This window comes from Streptomyces sp. NPDC046203 (genome assembly GCF_040646255.1).
In the GTDB taxonomy this organism is placed as follows: Bacteria; Actinomycetota; Actinomycetes; order Streptomycetales; family Streptomycetaceae; genus Streptomyces.
The window spans coordinates 143,460-162,335 of record NZ_JBEYZX010000001.1 but is presented as its reverse complement, the minus strand read 5'-3'; the positions used below and the strand labels follow the sequence as shown (position 1 = coordinate 162,335).

Below are 18,876 nucleotides of genomic sequence, written 5' to 3'. Positions count from 1 at the left end.
CTCCCCCGGGCTCACGGCCGGCCCGCCCCGTCCCGGTACGCCTCCAGCAGACGCAGCCAGATCTCGCTCAGCGTCGGATAGGACGGGACCGCGTGCCAGAGCCGGGCGATCGGCACCTGGCCGACGACCGCGATGGTGGCCGCGTGGACGAGTTCGCCGGTGCCGGGCCCCACGAAGGTGACGCCGAGGACGGTCTCGTGGTCCACGTCGACGACCATCCGCGCGTGCCCCCGGTAGTCCTGGCCGTACAGCCCGGCGCCGGCCACCGCCGAGAGGTCGAGGTCGACGGCCCGGACCTGGCGCCCGGCCGCCTCCGCCTCGGCCAGCGAGAGCCCGACGGCGCCCGCCTCGGGATCCGTGAACACCACCTGGGGCACGGCCGCGTGGTCGGCGGTCGCGCTGTACGGGCTCCACGGGGCGGCGATGGCGGCCCCCGCCCCGGCTCCCGCCCCGACCCCGGTGTCGTCGCCCTCCGACGCGCGGGCGGCGATGACGGCGCCCGCGATCCGCGCCTGGTACTTGCCCTGGTGGGTGAGGAGGGCACGGTGGTTGACGTCCCCCACGGCGTACAGCCAGTCGTGGCCGGTGACGCGCAGGCTGTCGTCGACGTCGAGCCAGCCGCCGGGCTCCAGCCCGACCGTCTCCAGGCCGATGTCCTCGGTGCGGGGCAGCCGGCCGGTCGCGAAGAGGACCTCGTCGCCCATGACCTGCTCGCCGTCGTCCAGAACGACCGTGACCGGTCCGCTGCTGCCGTCCCGTACGACCGCCGCGACCGTGACGCCGGTCCGGACGTCGGCGCCGCGTTCGATGAGGGCCGCGGCGACGTACTCGCCGACGAAGGGCTCCATCCGGGGCAGCAGGCCGGCGCCCCGGACCAGGACGGTCACCCGGGCGCCCAGCGCCTGCCAGGCCGTCGCCATCTCGGCCGCGACCACACCGCCGCCGACCACGATCAGCCGGTCGGGCACCTTGCGGGAGCTGGTCGCCTCCCGGCTGGTCCAGGGCCGCGCCCCGTCCAGTCCGGGCAGATCGGGCAGGGCGGCGCGGCTGCCGGTGCAGACGGCGACGGCGTGCCGGGCGGTCAGGACGTGGCGGTCGCCCTCGGTGCCCTGGACGACGACGCGGCGCGGGCCGTCCAGGCGGCCGTGGCCGCGGAAGAGCTCGGCGCCGATGGACTTCACCCACTCCGCCTGGCCCTCGTCCCGCCAGTCGCCGACGACCGCGTCCCGGTGGGTGAGCACCTCGTGGGCGTCGAGCGGGCCGAGGATCCTGCCGCGCAGTCCCGGCACCTGGAGCGCCTCGGAGCGGGCGATGGCGGGGCGGAGCAGCGCCTTGCTGGGCATGCAGGCCCAGTACGAGCACTCGCCGCCGACCAGCTCGCTCTCCACGAGGGCCGTGCTGAGCCCGGCGGCGCGGGCCCGGTCGGCCACGTTCTCGCCGACCGGCCCCGCGCCGAGGACCACCAGGTCGTATGTGTGTTCGTTCATCGGTCCGTGCTCTCCCCGATCCTCGCGTTGCCGGCCGCTCCGCGCGCCGTGCCCGCCGCGCGGTCCGCGGCTCCGGTCATGGGGACAGTCTGCTCGGGACCGGGCGGAATAGAGCGGCCCGCTACGCCGTTGAGCGTGACGAGTCCCCCCGAGGGACGGTGGAAAACGGCGTAACCCCGACGCTGCACCAGGAAAGGCAGGAACATGAGCACGGTTGAGCTCACCAAGGACAACTTCGACGAGATCGTCAGCGAGAACGATTTCGTCCTGATCGACTTCTGGGCTTCCTGGTGCGGTCCGTGCCGTCAGTTCGGTCCCGTCTTCGAGGCGGCCTCGGAGCGTCACCAGGATCTGGTCTTCGCCAAGGTGGACACAGAGGCGCAGCAGGAGCTGGCGGCGGCCTTCGAGATCCGCTCGATCCCGACCCTGATGATCGTCCGGGACAAGGTGGCGATCTTCGCGCAGCCCGGCGCGCTGCCGGAGGCGGCGCTCGAGGACGTCATCGGCCAGGCCCGCAAGCTGGACATGGACGAGGTCCGCAAGTCCGTCGCGGAGCAGCAGGCCGGGGCTTCGCAGGAGAAGTGACCCGCGCGCGGGACGAGACCCGCGCGGAAGTAAGAAGGGGGCCCGGGAGAACCGGGCCGCCCTTCCGCGTCTTCGTTCCGTACGTGGCACCCGGCGGGAGGCGTACGGACCGCCGCCCCGCCGCCGGCCCGCGCGAGCCGTCGCCCCGGCGCACCCGGCACTGCCCTGCCGGCACACGCGACACCGTACGGTCGGCACACGCGACACCGTACGGTCGGCGTACGAAACACCTTCCGCCTGCGTACGAACCCGCTCTCCGCCGACGCGGGTTCAGCGCTCCAGGACCAGGGCCAGACCCTGACCGACGCCGATGCAGAGCGCGGCGAGGCCCGTGCCCGAGCCGGCCGCCGCGAGCTGGTGGGCGACGGCGCCGGTGATCCGGGCTCCCGAGGCGCCGAGCGGGTGACCGATCGCGATGGCGCCGCCGCGCGGGTTGACGAGGGCCGGGTCCAGGTCCGGCCACTCGGCCAGACAGCCGAGGGACTGGGCCGCGAAAGCCTCGTTGAGCTCGACCGTCGTCAGGTCCGCGAAGCCGCGCCCGGCCTTGTCCAGGGCCCGGCGCACCGCCTCCACCGGGCCGAGCCCGAAGAGCTGCGGCTCGACGCCCGTGACGGCACTGGCCCGGATCCGGGCCAGCGGCTCGCGCCCGGTCTCGCGCAGTCCGTCCTCGTCGACGAGCAGCAGGGCCGCCGCCCCGTCGTTGAGCGGGGAGGCGTTGCCGGCGGTGACGGTGCCGTCGGGGCGGAAGGAGGGCTTGAGCTTGGCCAGGGCCTCCGGCGAGGTGGTGTCGCGGATGCACTCGTCCCGGAGCAGTTCGACGCCGTCGTACGGGACGACCTCCCCGTCGTACAGTCCCTCGGCCCACGCCGCGGCGGCCTTGCGGTGGCTGGCGAGGGCGAAGGCGTCCTGCTCCTCGCGGCCGATGGCGTGCTTGTCGGCGACGAGTTCGGCACCCTCGCCGAGCGGCACGGTCCACTCGGCGGGCATCCGCGGGTTGGTCATGCGCCAGCCGAGGGTCGTGGAGTGCAGCTGCTGGTGCCCGGCCGGGAAGGCCCGCTCCGGCTTCTGCAGCACCCACGGGGCGCGGGACATCGACTCGACGCCGCCCGCGATGGCCACCGAGGCGTCGCCGACGGCGATGGCGCGGGCCGCCTGGATGACCGCCTCCATGCCGGAACCGCACAGCCGGTTGACGGTGACGCCCGGGACGGAGGTGGGCAGCCCGGCGAGCAGGACCGCCATCCGGGCCACGTCGCGGTTGTCCTCGCCGGCGCCGTTGGCGTCACCGAAGTACACGTCGTCGATCCGGGCCGGGTCGAGGTCGGGGGTGCGCCGGACGAGGGACCGGACGACATGGGCGGCCAGATCGTCGGGACGGACCGAGGAGAGCGCACCGCCGAACTTGCCGATCGGGGTGCGGACGGCGTCGACGATGTAGACGTCGCGGATGCTCATCGGTTCTCTCCCAGCTGGCCTTCGTCCGGACGGCCGGGCGGACTCACCGGACCGGCCGGGCGGGGAGAGCATGTCCCGATCCACGGCCTGCGTCGCACCGTACGATCTTCGTCCCCGCCGCGCCCGAGTCTCCGCCCGACCGTTCGTTCTGTCAACGCCCGCCCGACCGTTCGTTCCGTCAGTCTCCCGGCCGCCCCGCCCCGCCCGGGTCCACCTCCCTGACCAGCGCCGTCAGGCCGTAGTCCAGCTCCCGCCCGTCGACGAGCAGCGCCTCCACGGTCCGGGTACGGGGGTCGATGTCGGCGACCACGCCGTGGCCTTCGTAGATCGGATAGCCGGATTCGCCGGTGTGGCCGGTGCCCTCGACCACCGCCGTACGGACGGCGCTGTTCTCCACGGAAGCGCCGCCGCGGTCCTCGACGTGCTCGGGCACCAGCAGGATCTCGTACCGCAGCGGGTGTGCGCCCCTGGGATGCGGGCGCTTGGCGTGAGTGCTCATGGGACCGACGCTAAGCCGGTCGGGCGGCCGCCGCCCGGCTCGACTCGCGGGGCCGGGGCGGGACGGGGGCGGGCAGGGCCGACAGGCGAGAGACGGGGCAGAGCCGAGGGACGCGAGACGGGGTGGGACGGGGCGGGGCCGAGCGGGGTGGGCGAAGGGTCTCCTGAGGTCTTCCGTACGGTCCGTGCGGTCCATACCGTCCGTGCCGCCCGGTCCGGCCCCTGCCGTACGGTGGGGGCATGGGCGACGCTTCGATGGTGGGAATGCTCGGCCGGGTCACCGGCACTGTCGGTCCCGGCCTCGTCGGCGAGGTGATCGTCAGGATCCGGGGCGGCGCCGAGCACTTCCTCGCGTATCCGGCTCCGGGAAGCGACCGGATCGAGGTCGGGACGGTCGTCGTGGTCATGGAGCATCTGCCTCCGCGTTCGGTCTATGTCACAGCCGCGTACGACAGTTGACCAAGCCATTGAGCGCGCGACGCGGCAGGAGCAGACTCCGTTCCACCGGAACCGCACGGCTCCGGTGAAGGGGGACCTTGCCCATGAGCCTCGGGATTCTGGCGGGCACCATCGGTGGTGCCGTCGTCGTTCTGATCGCTCTGTTCAAACTGATGTGGCGCGTCGCCGAACCCAACGAAGCGCTGATCATCTCCGGTTCGAACCACAAGACGGAGGGCCTCGGCGACGGCATGGGCTTCCGGATCGTCACCGGACGGGGCACGCTCGTAGTGCCCGCCGTCCAGGCGGTGCGGAAACTGTCGCTCGACCTCAACGAGACCCAGCTGTCCGTGGAATGCGTCACGCACCAGGGCATCCCGCTGAAGGTGCGGGGGGTCGTGATCTTCAAGGTGGGCGACGACTACGTGTCGATCGCCAACGCCGCCCGCCGCTTCCTCGACCAGCAGAAGCTGATGTCGGAGCGGGTGCACATCGTCTTCGCCGGTCATCTCCGCGCCATCGTCGGCGGGTTGACGGTCGAGGACATGATCCGGGACCGGGAGAAGCTGACCGGACAGGCCCGTTCGGCCTGTGGCACCGAGATGGAGAAACTGGGCCTGATCGTCGACTCGTTGCAGATCCACGAGATCGAGGACCCGACCGGCTACATCAAGAACCTGGCGGCGCCGCACGCGGCGGCCGTCCAGCGTGACGCCCGGATCGCGCAGGCGGAGGCCAACCGGCGGGCGACCGAGGCCGAACAGCAGGCCGCGGCGCGGATGTCGGAGGCGACCCGGGACAGCGAGATCCTCCAGGCCGGCTACCAGGCCGAACGCGACCGGGCCGGGGCGAAGGCCCGGCAGGCCGGCCCGCTGGCCGACGCGGCGGCGCGCCAGGAGGTCGTGGTCGAGGAGACCCGGATCGCCGAACTGGAGGCCCACCGCAAGGAGCAGCAACTCCAGGCGGAGGTACGCAAACCGGCCGACGCGAAGGCGTACGAGAAGCGGACGCTGGCGGCCGCCGAGCGCGACGCCCGCATCCTGGGCGCCGAGGCCGAGGCGAAGAAGACCGAGCTGGCGAGTGCGGCGATGGCGACGGCCACCCGGATGACCGGTGAGGCCGAGGCGGCCGCGGCTCACGCCAAGGGTCTCGCGGTCGCCGAGGCGGCCCGGGCGAAGGGGCTGGCCGAGGCCGAGGCGATCAAGGCCCGGGCGGCGGCCCTCGCGGAGAACCAGGAGGCCGTGGTCGCCCAGCAACTCGCCGAGAAATGGCCGGAGATCGTGGAGGCGGGCGCCTCGGCTTTCGGCAACGTCGATCAGATGGTGCTGCTCAACGGCGCGGACGGGATGGCGGAGATGTTCACCAAGGCACTCACGATGGGCGGCACCGGCCTCGGTCTCGCCCGGCAGTTGCTCGCGAACATGAGCCCGGCCGCGCGGCCGGACAACGCGGTCCAGGGGGCCGCGAAGGGCCAAGGGGCAAAGATCGGGGAGGAGATCACGGTCGGCGACGACGCCTGACCGGTGCGCGCGAGCCGCGGGGCGCCGGGCGTCCCGCCATCCGGGGCCCGAGCCGTCGTGCGGCTCGGGCCCCGGCTCGTACCCCGGCAGCCTTGAACTCACCTGCCGCGGAACTCATTCGCCGCCGACGACGGCCCGATCACCGTCGACCCGCGCTCTCACTCCGCTCAACTCGCCTTGTGTGCGCCGTACTTGACGTCCGGCCGGTTGGTCGTCACACCGTCGAGTCCCAGAGTGTGCGCCCGGTGCAGCCCCTTCTGGTCGTCGACCACCCAGCCGATGACGGCCATGTGCGCCGCGTGCGCCTGCTCGACCGTCTCCCGGGCGATCCGGTCCATGTACAGCGCCACCACCGTCGCGCCCACCGCCCGCGCGCGTTTCACCACGTCCTTCTGGTCCTGGGCGACGATGAGGACGGTGCGCACGCCCGGTACGAGTGCGTTGATCTTCGCCAGGGCCTCGTCGTGGAAGGAACTCACCTCCACCCGCCCGGCCAGGTGCCGGGCGTTGAGCACCTTCGCCAGGACCTGAGCGGCGCGGACGTCCTTGATCTCGGCCTGGATCGGCACCTTGACGGCGTCCACGACCTCCTCGAAGACGGGAACCCGTTCGCCGTCGCCCGCGTCGAGGCGCCGCAGCTCCGCGAGGGTCTTCCCGGCGATCGGCCCGGTGCCGTCCGTCGTGCGGTCGACATCGGGGTCGTGCATGACGACGAGCGCGCCGTCCTTGCTCAGATGGAGGTCCAGCTCGACCTCGTCCAGGCCCGCCTTCTCGGCCGCGACGAAGGAGCGCAGCGTGTTCTCGGGCGCGGTCACCATGACTCCGCGGTGCCCGATGGTGAAGGGGCTCGGGACCTTCGGGCCCGTCTCCGGTCGCGTCCTCGAATCCGCTCCGGTCCGGTCGGCCGTGGCCCCCACCGCGGCCTTGGCCGTAGCCCTGGCAGCGGGAGCCGGAGCGTCCCGTCCGGTGTGCGGGCCGGCAGCGGGCGCGGACGCGCCACAGCCGGTGAGCCCGGCGGCCAGGGCCACGGTCAGAACGGTGACCGCCCCCGCGGTCACCGTATGAGGTATACGCATTGCTTCCCCCGAAGAACGATGGTGCGAAGCACCGATCATCCCCCGTGCCGCCGCGCGGGCGGCACGCCGGTCCGGTGTTCGTCTCAGTTGTGCCCGAACTTCCGTTCCTTGCGGTGCGCCGGTACGTCCATGACCGGGCGCGGCTCGTCGGCCGGCCTCGCGGCTTCCCGCGTGGTCTCCCGCTCCTGACCTGCGGCGACTGCCCGGTGCTCATGCCCACCGGTGCGGGCGCCCTTGTTGACCCTGGTCTGCTTCTTGCCCACGATCATGCCTCCCGTGGTCGTCACTTCTCGTTCCAGGCTGGCACGAGGGGAGGAATGCCGCATTTCAGACAGAGGAGCGGCGCCCGGCCGACGGCTCGGAGGCGGTGAGGGACGACGCCACCCATCCGATCGGCACCCGGGATCGGGCCCGGACGGCTCTGTCACTCCACCGGTCCAGCGGGGCCTACGCGGTCTCCGCTTTCTTCATGACCCCCATCGACCACCTCGCCCCCTCAGGCCCCCTCCCCCGCGCCGCTCCCGTCGAAGACCCGCCGGAAGGCCCCCAGCGTGGCGCGCTCACGCGTGCGGTCGAGAATCCCGAAGACGATCTCGTCGAAGTGCCGCGCGAACCGGCCGGAGCCGGTGAGCAGAGCGTGGAAGGCGTGCGCGACATCGGCCGGATCGTTGGCGAAGACGCCACAGCCCCAGGCGCCCAGCACGAGCCGGCGGTAGCCGTTCGCGGCGGCGGTCTCCAGGACGCGTTCGGCGCGGGCGGCGAGGGCCGCCGGGACGCGGCCGGCCTGGTCGGGCGTGCGGCGCCGGATCACGCCCGCGTTGGGCGCGGGCGAGGTGAGGAAGCCGACGGTGAAGGGCTCCGCGAGCAGGGTGCCGCGATCGTCGCGGAAGACGGGGACACCGGGCGAGTGGATGACCCGGTCGGTGTAGAAGGCGTCCCGTTCGGCCCGATGGTGCGCGTAGTACTCGGGGGCGCGCAGCAGGGTCGCGTACAGGGCCGAGCAGCGGCACAGGGCTTCCTCCTGCGCCTGGGCTCCGTTGAGGTAACCGCCGCCCGGATTGCGGGCGGAGGCGAAGTTGAGGACGGCGACCGGCGTCGCGGGCGCGGCGGCGACCAGCCGGCGGGCGGCGGCGAGGCTGCTCTCCCCGGTCACCCGGAGGGTGGTCGTACGGTCCGTCGCCGGGGTGACGGCGACCGGTCCGGGGCCGTACAGCCGGGTCCCGGCGAGGGCCTCGGCCAGTTGTCCGGCAAGATCGACCGGCCGGCCGCCGGGCGCCGTGTAGCGGCCCGCCGCCACGATCTCCTCGGTTTCACGGGCCAGATTGCGAAGTCGTGCGCTCATGCCCCGGAAGCATGATCGATTCGGGCGCACGGGGGCAAAGCGTTTTCCCGTCAGCGCCCCGGATGCGCTCTTGCAGGCCCGGCGGTCGTGGCTTTAGGTGGAATCAGCGCTTTCCCAGGAGGTGAAGCGATGACGACACCGTCGTCGTCCGGCGCACCTCGGGGCGGTCCTCCCCTCACCGAGGACGGCGCCGAGGATCTGCTGCGATGTATCTGTTTCAAGACGGGGCCGCCCCGTACGGTCGGGGCGGAGCTGGAATGGCTCGTCCACGACCTGCGTGATCCCCGTCTCTCCGTTTCGCCCGGCCGGCTGGCTGCGGCGATCGACGCTCTACGGGCCGTCCCGTTGACGGCGGCCCTCACGTTCGAACCCGGGGGACAGCTGGAGCTCAGCTCGCTGCCCGCCGCCTCTCTGATGGAGTGTCTGGACTCGCTCGCCGCCGATCTCGTGGCGGTACGGTCGGCACTCGCCCCGTTCGGACTCGGCCTCGGCGGCTACGGGGTCGATCCCTGGCGCACGCCGCGCGCGCGAGTGCTGCGCGAACCGCGTTACGACGCCATGGAGCGGGTCTTCGACCGTGTCGGGCCCGCCGGACGGACCATGATGCGCGAGTCGGCGTCCGTGCAGGTCTGTCTCGACGCCGGGGTCGACGCACCGGGTCCGCTGGACTACCGGCGGCGCTGGCGCCTGGCGCATCTGCTCGGCGCGGTGCTGGTGGCGGTGTTCGCCAACTCCGCCGTGCACGGCGGCCGGCGGACCGGCTGGCGGTCGACCCGGCAGTCGCTGTGGACGGACCTCGATCCGGCGCGGGCGCTGGCCCCGGCCGCCGACGGGGATCCGCGCGGCGAGTGGGCGGCGCACGTCCTGGACACCCCGGTGATGTGCGTACGGTCGGCGGCCGGTCCGTGGGCCGTTCCGGAGGGGCTGACCTTCCGGGAGTGGCTGCGCACCGGTCGGCCGCGCGCGGCCGACGCCGAGGACCTGCGCTATCACATGACGACCCTCTTCCCGCCGGTACGGCCGCGCGGGCACCTGGAGTTGCGGATGATCGACGCACAGCCCGGACCGGACGGCTGGATGATCCCGGTGGCGGTGGCCACGGCGCTCTTCGACGATCCGGTGGCCGCCGAGTCGGCCGAACGGGCGGTGGCACCGCTCGCGGCGCTCGCCGGCCGCGACCCCGCCCCGCGCAATCCGCTGTGGCGGACGGCGGCGCGGGACGGGCTCGGGCATCCGGCGCTGCACGCCGCCGCGCTCGACCTCTTCGGCTCCGCGCTGGACGCCCTGCCCCGGATCGGCGCGACGGCCGGCGTGGTCGGTGCGGTCGCCTCGTTCCACGACCGGTACGTGGCCCGCGGGGCCTGCCCCGCCGACGAATCACTGGAGATGGCGTCATGACCGCACCCACGGAGGACGAAGCCGAGGACGCACGGGACACCCGGCCGGAGCAGGACCCGAAACGGCGGGCGCTGGCCGCGCTGATCGCCGCGCGGGAACGCACCGCGCTGCTCACCTCGTGCGTGGACGACAATGAACTCATCGCCCAGCACTCGCCGTTGATGTCGCCACTGGTATGGGATCTGGCCCATATCGGCAACCAGGAAGAGCAGTGGCTGTGGCGGGCCGTCGGCGGGCAGGAAGCACTGCGACCCGAGATCGACTCGCTGTACGACGCCTTCGAGCATCCGCGCGCCACCCGTCCGTCGCTGCCGCTGCTCGCGCCCGCCGAGGCGCGGGCGTACGCGGCGGACGTACGCGGCAGGATCGTGGACCTGCTCGACCGGGCCCCCATCGAGGGGTCCGGGCCGCTGGTCGCGTCGGCGTTCGCCTTCGGCATGATCGCGCAGCACGAACAGCAGCACGACGAAACGATGTTGATCACCCATCAGCTGCGCGAGGGGCCGGTGGCCCTGACCGCTCCCCCACCGCCCGTGACCTCGGGCAGCGGCCCGCTGGAACGCGAAGTCCTGGTGCCGGGCGGTCCGTTCACCATGGGTACGTCCGACGAGCCCTGGGCGCTGGACAACGAGCGCCCCGCGCATACCCGGATGGTGGCGCCGTTCTTCATCGACACCGTACCGGTCACCAACGGCGCCTATCTGTCCTTCATGGCCGACGGCGGCTATCACGACGAGCGGTGGTGGCACCCGGAGGGCTGGACGCAGATCCGCCGGCACGGCATCGAGGCGCCGCTGTTCTGGCGGCACGAGAGCGGTGACCGGTGGCTGCGCCGCCGGTTCGGGGCGACCGGGCCGGTCGCCGAGGACGAGCCCGTCCTGCATGTGAGCTGGTACGAGGCGGACGCGTACGCGCGCTGGGCGGGGCGGCGGCTGCCGACCGAGGCCGAGTGGGAGAAGGCGGCCCGGCACGACCCGGCGACCGGCCGCTCACGGCGCTACCCGTGGGGGGACGCCGACCCCGGCCCCGGGCACGCCAATCTGGCCCAGCGGCACCTGGGTCCGGCGCCGGCCGGCAGCTACCCGGAGGGCTCCTCGCCGCTCGGTGTACGGCAGCTGATCGGCGACGTGTGGGAGTGGACGTCGAGCGACTTCCTGGCCTACCCGGGCTTTCGGGCCTTCCCGTACAAGGAGTACTCGGAGGTCTTCTTCGGACCGGGCCACAAGGTGCTGCGCGGCGGGTCCTTCGCCGTCGATCCGGTGGCGTGCCGGGGCACCTTCCGCAACTGGGACCTGCCGGTGCGCCGGCAGATCTTCTCCGGCTTCCGGACCGCACGCGACGCGGAGCTCGCCTGATGTGCCGTCATCTCGCCTTCATAGGCGAGCCGTTGGCCATCCGGGAACTTCTCCTCGACCCTCCGCGCTCCCTTGAGCGCCAGTCCTGGAATCCGCTCACCCAGGCGAGCGGCACGGTCAACGCGGACGGCTTTGGTGTCGGCTGGTACGCGCCGGACGATCCGGTGCCGGCCCGCTACCGGCGGGCCGGGCCGGTCTGGGGCGACCTCGGCTTCGCCGATCTGGCCCGGGTGACCCGGACCGGGGCCCTGCTCGCCGCGGTGCGCGGGGCCACCCTGCCGGGCGCGGACGGGGAGGCCGCGGCGGCGCCGTTCACCGCGGACCGCTGGCTGTTCAGCCACAACGGGGTCGTACCGGGCTGGCCCGGAGGGCTCGATCCGGTCGCGGCGACCCTGTCGGCGACGGAACTGCTCGCCCTGGAGGCCCGCACCGACTCGGCCCTGATCTGGGCCCTGGTGCTGCACCGGCTGCGGGCCGGCGAGGCACCGGGACCGGCGCTCGCCGGCGTCGTACGGGAGGTGGCCGAGGCGGTGCCCGGGGCCCGGCTCAATCTGCTGCTGACCGACGGCGTCACGATGGCGGCGACGGCCTGGGGGGACTCGCTCTCGTATCTCACCGGGCCCGGCCGCACGGTCGTGGCCTCCGAACCCTACGACGACGATCCGCGCTGGACGGCGGTACCGGACCGGACGGTCCTCACCGCGTCCCGCTCCGATGTCGTCCTCAGCCCCCTCGAGGAGCCCTCCCCGTGAGCCCGTTCCAGCTGACCCGCACCCTCGCCGAGAACGCCGCGGGCGCCGCGCTGCGCGCCGACGTACGGCACGGCCTGACCCGTACCCCGAAGGAACTGCCGCCGAAGTGGTTCTACGACGCGCGCGGCAGCGAGCTGTTCGACGAGATCACCCGGCTGCCCGAGTACTACCCGACCCGCGCCGAGCGGGAGATTCTGATCGCCCGCTCGGCGGACATCGCCGCGGCCACCGGAGCCCGCACCCTGGTGGAACTGGGCTCCGGCTCCTCGGAGAAGACCCGCCATCTGATCGACGCGCTGCTGCCGGACCTCGCCGCCTACGTACCGGTGGACGTGAGCGAGTCGGCACTGAAGGGGGCGGGCCGGGCGCTGCTCGCGGAGCGGCCGGACCTGCGAGTGCACGCCCTGGTCGCGGACTTCACGAGCGGGCTCGCGCTGCCGGACACCCCGGGGCCGCGGCTCGTGGCGTTCCTCGGCGGCACCATCGGCAATCTACTGCCCGGGGAGCGCCAGGACTTCCTGCGCGCCGTCCGCGGGATGCTGACGCCCGGTGACGCACTGTTGCTCGGCACGGACCTGGTGAAGGACGAGGCCACGCTCGTCGCGGCGTACGACGACGCGGCGGGGGTGACGGCGGCGTTCAACAAGAACGTACTCGCCGTTATTGCCAGGGAGTTGGGGGCGGACGCCCGACCGGAGGACTTCGACCACGTGGCCCTGTGGGACCCGGAGCACGAGTGGATCGAGATGCGGCTGCGGGCGCGTCACGCGCTGACGGTGAAGATCCCGGAGCTGAACCTGGCGGTGCCGTTCGGGGCCGGTGAGGAGCTGCGGACGGAGATCTCGGCGAAGTTCCGTCAGGACGGCGTCCGCGCCGAACTGGCCTCGTCTGGGCTCTCGTTGGCGCACTGGTGGACGGACGAGGCGGGCCGGTTCGCGCTGTCCTTGGCGATGGTGGACTGAGCGGACGGGGCGAGCCGAGCGAACGGGCCGGCGGGCTCGCCGGGCGTCCGGGGATCGGGGCGTCCGGCGGGCTCGACGCGCCCGTAGGGCTCGTGGGGCTCGTGGGGCTCGTGGGGCCGGCAAAGCTTGTGGCGCTCGGCGGGCTCGGTGGGCTCGTCGGTGACAGCGGTCCGGGCGGCGCGCGCCAGGGTTCGGCGGTCGGGGCAGCGGGAGGCCGGTATCGGCTCCCGTATCCGTATCTCCGCGACGAGCCGCCGGGCCCGCACGACCCGCCACAGCGACGCGCCCAGGGTGTCCGCCCCGACGTACGCGGCGGTCCCGACGGGCGTGTAGACGAGCCGTATCGGCAGGACGTCGGTTCCCGTGTCCCGTGCGGCCTGGAAGACGGCGGGCCGGAACTCGCCGTGGGCACGCCCGCACCAGGTGGTGCCTTCGGGGAACGCGACCGCCCGGCCGCCGCCGACCAGGATCCGGCCGAGCGCGTCGACCGTGCCGGGCAGGGCCCGGATCCGCTCGCGGTCCACGAACAGGGTGCCGCCGAGGGCCGCGAGCGGGCCGAACACGGGCCAGTCCCGCACCTCGCGCTTGGCCAGCATCCTGCCCGGCAGCACGGCGGCGACCAGCGGGACGTCCAGCCAGGAGACATGGTTCGCGACGACGAGGAGCGGACCGGAGCGGGGCACGGGGCGGCCGGTGACCCGGACCCGTACGCCGAACGCCCCCAGCACGCCCCGGCACCACACCCGGACGAGCAGCCGCCGTCCGGCCGGGGGCAGCGGCGCCGCGAACGGGGCGAGCAGCACCCCGAGGAGCGCCGTGCCGAGTCCGGCGGCGAGCCGGAACGCGGCGGTGGGTCCACTGGCGGCGGCCCGCCCGGGAGACGGGCCGGCGGACGGATGGGTGGAAGGGTCGGTGGAAGGGGCGGCGGACGGATCGGCGGACAGGTCGGCAGGCAGGCCGGGGTGGGCGGCGCACCGGCCCGGGGTGCAGGGGGACGTCGGCAGCCACGGTGACGGACCGGCCGCCGGCGGCGCGGGCAGCCGTACGGGCCGTGCTCGCGGTGCGGGCGGGGTGTGCGGTGCGGGTGGCGCGGACGGGGTGCGCCGGGTGGTGGTCACCGGCCCGGGGCGAGGGAGAGGAAGTGCCGCAGGTAGCGGGGGTTGGCGCGGCGCATCGAGAGCAGGACGTAGAGGTCGGCCACCCCGAACTCCGGGTCGTGCGCGGGCGCGCCGCACACCCAGGCGCCGAGCCGGAGGTAGCCGCGCAGCAGCGGCGGCAGGGCCGGGCGCGCGGCGGCGGGCGCGAGGCCGGCGGCGGGGGTCCACAGCCGGCGCGGGGTGACCCAGTACTCCTCGGGCGCGAGATGGCGGGACTTGACGGTCTCCCAGGTCGCGGCGGCGAGGGCACCGCCGTCGGCGAGCGGGACGGAGCAGCAGCCGGCCAGCCACTCGTGGCCCGTACGGGTCATGTAGCGGGCGAGCCCGGCCCAGACGAGGGCGATGACGGCGCCGTTGCGGTGGGCGGGGTGGACGCAGGAGCGGCCGACCTCGACGAGATCGGGCCGGACCGGGGCGAGCCGGGTCAGGTCGAACTCGCCCTCCGCGTACAGCCGTCCGGCGACGGCGGCCCGCTCCGGCGGCAGCAGCCGGTAGGTGCCGACGACCTCGCCCGTCTCCTCCTCGCGGACGAGGAGGTGGTCGCAGTAGGCGTCGAAGGCGTCGCCGTCGAGACCGGGCTCGGGGCCGTCGAGGCGGGCACCCAGTTCGCCGGCGAAGACGAGGTGGCGCAGCCGCTGGGCGGCCCGGACGTCCTCCTGGTCGCGGGCGAGCCCGACGACGTACCGGGGGACGGGTGCCTCGCCGGGCTGCGGAGCCGGGACCTGCCCGGACCGCGGCGCGGGCGCCTGCCCGCTCCGGTCCGGTGCGGCCGTGGCTGCGGATGCGGGTGTGGGCGTGGGTGCGGTTGTGGGCGTGGGTGCGGTTGTGGGCGTGGGTGTGGTCGCGGCTGTGGGTGTGGATGTGGCGGCGACGGGCGGCTGGAAGAGGGGTACGGCGGCCATGTCGGCTCCTCCGGCGGTACGGAAGGGACGGGGACCGGGCCGTACGAACGGCGGCCCGGTCCCTCGTTTCTTCCGCCACCGGCTGGATTCGATGTGACGGTCCGGGAGCCGGTGGGTGTGGAGGCGCTGAATGGTGGGCGCGGTGTGCGCCGGGTGGTGAACGGGGGCGGGAAGAGCCGCCCGAGCGCCGCGGGGGCGAGCGAGGGGCGGAGCGGCGCGGGGAGAGGCGAGAGGCGGTCCGCGAGCGGGCGCGGGGGCGCGGGGGCGGTTACTCGGTGAGCGAGCCGGTGATCCGCTCGTTGGCCTTCTGCGCCTCCGTCTTCGGGTCCGCACCGCCGAGGACGGCGCTCATGTACGGCTTGATCGGGTTGTCGGCCTCGACGTCGGCCCACTGCGGCGAGTTGGGGGTGGCCCGGCCGCGGGCGGCCCCGACGGCCATGGTGGCGGTGGCCTTCTGCCCGGCGACGAGGGAGGCGAGGGAGGTCTTGTTGGGCACGTAGTTCATGGCACGGGCCAGTTCGCCCTGCCACTTCTCGCCGGCGAGGGCGGTGACCACGTCGATGGCGGCGGCACGCTGGGGCGCGTTCTCCGGGATGATCAGGTCGGAACCGCCGGTGAAGACGGCGCAGGGGGTGCCCGCCTTCTTGCCGGGGATGGGGAAGAAGCCCAGCTTGTCCTTGAGGTCGGGGTTGGCCTTGACGATGGCGGGGATGGCGCTCGGGGGCGCGATGATCTGGCCCACGCCGCCCTTGGCGAAGACCTCGGCCTGGGGCGGGTTCTGCTCGTCGGCGTTCTTCGGCCCGTCGCCGAGGGACTGGAGTTCCTTGTAGAAGGCCATGCCGCGCTGTGCTGCGGGGCTGTCGAGGGCGCCGGTCCACGCCCCGGCCTTCTCCACGGCGAGGTCGCCGCCCTCGTCCCAGATGAAGCCGGAGAGCGTGTACCAGTCCTGGCCGGCGAGGTAGATGCCCTGGCTGCCGGCGGCTTCGAGCCGCTCGGTGCCTGCCAGCCATTCGTCGCGGGTCTTCGGCGGCTTGACGCCGGCTTCGGCGAACACGTCCTTGTTGTAGATGACGATGCGGTTGGCCGCGTACCAGGGGATGCCGTACTGGGCGCCGTTGATGCTGCCGGGCTCGGCGAGGCCGGGCAGCCAGTCCTGGCCGCCGAGGTCGCGGACGGACTCCAGGGTGAGGTCGTACAGCTTGTCCGTGTCGGCGTACTGGGCGACCTGGGTGTTGCCGACCTCGATGACGTCGGGTCCGCCGGGTCCCTGGATGGCCTCGGTGACCTTCTTCCCGATCCCGGTCCACTCCTGGATCGTCACCTTGAGCTCGACGCCCTTGTGTTCGGCTTCGAATGCCTCCGTGAAGCGCTGGACGAAGTCGTCGCTGGCGCTGTCGCGCATCAGCCAGACGTTGACCGTCCGGTGCGCGGTCTTGCCGCCCGGGAGGGCGCCGCATCCGGCGAGGGCGAGCGCGGAGACGACGGCCAGCGAACAGACGAGGGGGCGGTTCATCACGTGGGTCACCTTCTGCGTTCCAGCCATGGGGTCCGGCGTGGACTCGGCACGGCGTACTGACCCGACGTGTGGGGGACCTGACGGGAGGTTCGCTCGGGTATGTGCCCTGGATTCTGGTCTGGACCAATGCGGATGGTCAAGTCCTTGACCACGTACTCGTCACGCTTGTCGCACTCGTCACGTGTCCGGCCGGGGCCGCCCCCAGGCGCCCGCCCACCCGCGGACCCTTACGCCCTTCGCACGGACGTGTCGCGGAGCCCGGCCCGGTGGGGCACCGTGGAGGGGACGCGCCCGAGACCTCCAGGGCGCCGAGAGGAGTCCGGCTCCCATGACGAACCACACCTATCGCGTCACCGAGATCGTCGGAACGTCCACCGAGGGCCTGGACCAGGCCATCCGCAACGGCATCGAGCGGGCCTCTCAGACGCTCAGGGGCCTCGACTGGTTCGAGGTCACGGAGATGCGGGGGCATCTGGAGGAGGGGGGAATCAAGCACTACCAGGTCGGCCTGAAGGTGGGCTTCCGCCTGGAGGAGGGCGACTGAGCGGGCGGGCCGTACGAGGGGCCGGAGCGGGCAGGAGCGGCGGGAGCACGGGCGCGCGGCCGGAGGGCCATGATAGCCGTACGAGCGCCGGGCCGCGAGCGCGGGTGCGCGGTCACGCGGTCACGCGGACGCCCGGCGGCTCGGGCGACCGGACGCCCGGTTGTGGCACGTGGAGCGGTCCGGGGCGTACGGAAAACCCTGGCCCGGGCGTACGGAAGGGCGGCCACCGGCACGCCGCCCCGGCCCCGCCCCGCGCACCCTCAGGCGCGCCGCCCCTCAGGTGCGCCCCTCCCCCTCCTGCGCCTCCCGCAGCGCCTCCGACGACGTGGCCCACCGCGCCCGTACGACCGTGAAGCCCGCCGCCTCCGCGTCGTTGCACACCAGCTCGTCGTCGTCGACGAGCATCCGGATGTCGTGGTCCCGGCCGAGCCGGCGCAGGATGTCCAGCTTGGTCTGCCGGGCCGGACGGTAGTCGCCGTGGCGGCGCATGTGCACCGGGCCGTCGGGGAGTCCGTGCGCGGCGAGCCAGTCCAGGGTGTCGCGGCGGCAGCGCTCGGGCCGTCCGGTCAGGTAGACGATGTCGCACTCCTCCGCCGTCTCCCGGCACAGCGCGACACCCTCCGCCAGCGGCGGGTCGGCGGGCGCGGCGGCGAAGAAGGAGTCCCAGTCGCGCGGCTTGCCCTCCAGGAAGTGCTGGCGGTGCGCGGTCGAGGCGAGGGTGTTGTCGAGGTCGAAGACGGCCACGGGCCGGTCGGTTCGGGTCACTCCCCCAGCCTAGGGATCCCCCGGCTCCCCGTCCCCCGCATATCTCCGCACGGCAGTTCGGGAATCCCCCGCGCCCCCGGGTGTTGAACTCTGTGTGAGCCCTCTACATATTCCCCTCTCGATCCTCGACCGTTCCCGCACCAGAGAAGGCGAGGACCACGGACAGGCGCTGCGTGACACCGTCCGGCTCGCCCAGGAAGCGGAGACACTGGGTTACCACCGGTTATGGGTGGCCGAACACCATGGTGTGCCGGGGGTCGCGGGCTCCGCGCCGACCGTGCTGGCCTCGGCCATCGCCGCCGTGACCAGCCGCATCAGGGTCGGCACGGGCGGGGTGATGCTGCCCAACCACCAGCCGCTGGTGGTGGCCGAGCAGTTCGGCGTCCTGGAGTCGCTGTTCCCGGGCCGGATCGACATGGGCCTCGGCCGTTCGGTCGGCTTCACCGGCGGCGTACGGAGTGCGCTCGGCCGGGACCAGGCGGACGCGGACCGCTTCGCGGAGCAACTGGACGAGCTGCTCGGCTGGTTCACCGGTCTGCAGACCGCCCACCCCGGGGTGCGCGCCCACCCGGCCGAGGGGCTGCGGGTGCCGCCGTTCGTGCTGGCCACCGGTGACGGCACGCGGATCGCGGCGGCGGCCGGCCTTCCCCTGGTGGTGGGCGATCTGCGCCGCCGGACCCGGCTGCGGGAGTCGGTGGAGGAGTACCGGGAGACGTTCAAGCCGTCGACGTGGGCCGCGGAGCCGTATGTGATGGTCGCGGGCACGATCGTGGTGGCCGACACCGACGAGGAGGCGCGCCGGCTGCTCGCGCCGGAGGCGTGGGCCATGGCTAACGCCCGGACTCAGGGTCATTTCGACCCGCTGCTGCCGCCGGAGCTGATCGAGTCGCTGGAGATGACGGAGAAGCAGCGGGGTCTGTACGAGGCGGGGATGCTGGGCCACATCCACGGCACCGAGGCGCGGGTCGCCGAGGCGCTGGAGCGGGTGGTGGCGGAGACCGGCGCGCAGGAGATCATGGTGACGACGAGCACGCACGATCGCGGGGCGCTGCTCGACTCGTACCGCAGGCTCGCCCGCCTGGCCGGGCTGACCAGGGCGAATACGGCAAGCCGGGCATAGAATC

19 protein-coding genes are annotated in these 18,876 nt (G+C 73.4%); 9 read left to right on the top strand and 10 right to left on the bottom strand.

Going from position 1 to position 18,876, the window contains the following annotated elements:
• Positions 1–11: 11 nt before the first annotated feature.
• The gene (locus ABZ990_RS00695) at positions 12–1,487 is read right to left on the bottom strand and encodes an NAD(P)/FAD-dependent oxidoreductase (RefSeq protein ID WP_361223044.1); all 1,476 of its coding nucleotides are present in this window, start codon (positions 1,485–1,487) and stop codon (positions 12–14) included.
• Positions 1,488–1,691: 204 nt separating this feature from the next.
• Here ABZ990_RS00695 and trxA point away from each other — a divergent pair, with 204 nt between their 5' ends.
• Complete coding sequence (trxA, locus tag ABZ990_RS00690; protein ID WP_361223041.1) at positions 1,692–2,072, top strand: thioredoxin; 381 nt, start codon at positions 1,692–1,694, stop codon at positions 2,070–2,072.
• Between the two features lie 270 nt (positions 2,073–2,342).
• Here the strand turns inward: trxA and ABZ990_RS00685 are convergent, their stop codons facing one another.
• A complete protein-coding gene (locus ABZ990_RS00685; protein WP_361223038.1) occupies positions 2,343–3,527 on the bottom strand; it encodes a thiolase family protein in 1,185 nt (394 codons plus the stop codon).
• Positions 3,528–3,705: 178 nt separating this feature from the next.
• Entirely contained in the window at positions 3,706–4,026 is a 321-nt protein-coding gene (locus ABZ990_RS00680; protein WP_361223036.1) for a hypothetical protein, read from the bottom strand.
• Between the two features lie 239 nt (positions 4,027–4,265).
• Here ABZ990_RS00680 and ABZ990_RS00675 point away from each other — a divergent pair, with 239 nt between their 5' ends.
• Positions 4,266–4,484 carry a hypothetical protein gene (locus ABZ990_RS00675; RefSeq protein ID WP_361223033.1) on the top strand — a complete coding sequence of 73 codons (219 nt, stop codon included), beginning with the start codon at positions 4,266–4,268 and terminating at the stop codon, positions 4,482–4,484.
• Positions 4,485–4,567: 83 nt separating this feature from the next.
• Positions 4,568–5,983, top strand: a complete 1,416-nt coding sequence (locus tag ABZ990_RS00670; RefSeq protein WP_361223030.1) for an SPFH domain-containing protein — start codon at positions 4,568–4,570, stop codon at positions 5,981–5,983.
• Positions 5,984–6,150: 167 nt separating this feature from the next.
• Here the strand turns inward: ABZ990_RS00670 and ABZ990_RS00665 are convergent, their stop codons facing one another.
• From ABZ990_RS00665 to ABZ990_RS00655, 3 genes are all read right to left on the bottom strand, one after another.
• Positions 6,151–6,801, bottom strand: a complete 651-nt coding sequence (locus ABZ990_RS00665) for a glycerophosphodiester phosphodiesterase family protein (RefSeq protein ID WP_361223672.1) — start codon at positions 6,799–6,801, stop codon at positions 6,151–6,153.
• Between the two features lie 341 nt (positions 6,802–7,142).
• Positions 7,143–7,346 (bottom strand): hypothetical protein, encoded by a 204-nt coding sequence (locus ABZ990_RS00660; protein WP_361223027.1) that lies wholly within the window; start codon positions 7,344–7,346, stop codon positions 7,143–7,145.
• 209 nt (positions 7,347–7,555) lie between these two features.
• Entirely contained in the window at positions 7,556–8,401 is an 846-nt protein-coding gene (locus ABZ990_RS00655; RefSeq protein WP_361223024.1) for a TIGR02452 family protein, read from the bottom strand.
• 129 nt (positions 8,402–8,530) lie between these two features.
• Here ABZ990_RS00655 and egtA point away from each other — a divergent pair, with 129 nt between their 5' ends.
• From egtA to egtD, 4 genes are read left to right on the top strand one after another with little or no spacing between them, the layout of a single operon-like run.
• Complete coding sequence (gene egtA / locus ABZ990_RS00650) at positions 8,531–9,799, top strand: ergothioneine biosynthesis glutamate--cysteine ligase EgtA (protein ID WP_361223021.1); 1,269 nt, start codon at positions 8,531–8,533, stop codon at positions 9,797–9,799.
• The gene (egtB, locus tag ABZ990_RS00645) at positions 9,796–11,154 is read left to right on the top strand and encodes an ergothioneine biosynthesis protein EgtB (RefSeq protein WP_361223019.1); all 1,359 of its coding nucleotides are present in this window, start codon (positions 9,796–9,798) and stop codon (positions 11,152–11,154) included. The genes egtA and egtB overlap by 4 nt, the downstream gene beginning before the upstream one ends.
• Positions 11,154–11,906 (top strand): ergothioneine biosynthesis protein EgtC, encoded by a 753-nt coding sequence (egtC, locus tag ABZ990_RS00640; RefSeq protein ID WP_361223016.1) that lies wholly within the window; start codon positions 11,154–11,156, stop codon positions 11,904–11,906. The genes egtB and egtC overlap by 1 nt, the downstream gene beginning before the upstream one ends.
• Positions 11,903–12,868: an L-histidine N(alpha)-methyltransferase gene (gene egtD / locus ABZ990_RS00635; protein WP_361223013.1), complete on the top strand. Its 966-nt coding sequence runs from the start codon at positions 11,903–11,905 to the stop codon at positions 12,866–12,868. The genes egtC and egtD overlap by 4 nt, the downstream gene beginning before the upstream one ends.
• On the opposite strand, the gene ABZ990_RS00630 is transcribed toward egtD, so the two are convergent.
• The 3 genes from ABZ990_RS00630 to ABZ990_RS00620 form a co-directional block, all read right to left on the bottom strand.
• Complete coding sequence (locus ABZ990_RS00630; protein WP_361223010.1) at positions 12,763–13,986, bottom strand: lysophospholipid acyltransferase family protein; 1,224 nt, start codon at positions 13,984–13,986, stop codon at positions 12,763–12,765. The genes egtD and ABZ990_RS00630 overlap by 106 nt on opposite strands.
• Positions 13,983–14,927, bottom strand: coding sequence for a GNAT family N-acyltransferase (locus ABZ990_RS00625; RefSeq protein ID WP_361223007.1), 945 nt, complete (start codon positions 14,925–14,927; stop codon positions 13,983–13,985). Before ABZ990_RS00625 ends, ABZ990_RS00630 begins: the two co-directional genes overlap by 4 nt.
• 268 nt (positions 14,928–15,195) lie before the next feature.
• The gene (locus ABZ990_RS00620; RefSeq protein WP_361223004.1) at positions 15,196–16,470 is read right to left on the bottom strand and encodes an extracellular solute-binding protein; all 1,275 of its coding nucleotides are present in this window, start codon (positions 16,468–16,470) and stop codon (positions 15,196–15,198) included.
• 301 nt (positions 16,471–16,771) lie between these two features.
• Here ABZ990_RS00620 and ABZ990_RS00615 point away from each other — a divergent pair, with 301 nt between their 5' ends.
• On the top strand, positions 16,772–16,987 hold the full coding sequence (locus tag ABZ990_RS00615) for a dodecin (protein ID WP_361223001.1): 216 nt from the start codon (positions 16,772–16,774) through the stop codon (positions 16,985–16,987).
• 276 nt (positions 16,988–17,263) lie between these two features.
• Here the strand turns inward: ABZ990_RS00615 and ABZ990_RS00610 are convergent, their stop codons facing one another.
• Positions 17,264–17,752, bottom strand: a complete 489-nt coding sequence (locus tag ABZ990_RS00610; protein WP_361222998.1) for a hypothetical protein — start codon at positions 17,750–17,752, stop codon at positions 17,264–17,266.
• Between the two features lie 94 nt (positions 17,753–17,846).
• Here ABZ990_RS00610 and ABZ990_RS00605 point away from each other — a divergent pair, with 94 nt between their 5' ends.
• Positions 17,847–18,872 (top strand): LLM class flavin-dependent oxidoreductase, encoded by a 1,026-nt coding sequence (locus ABZ990_RS00605; protein WP_361222995.1) that lies wholly within the window; start codon positions 17,847–17,849, stop codon positions 18,870–18,872.
• Positions 18,873–18,876: the final 4 nt, after the last annotated feature.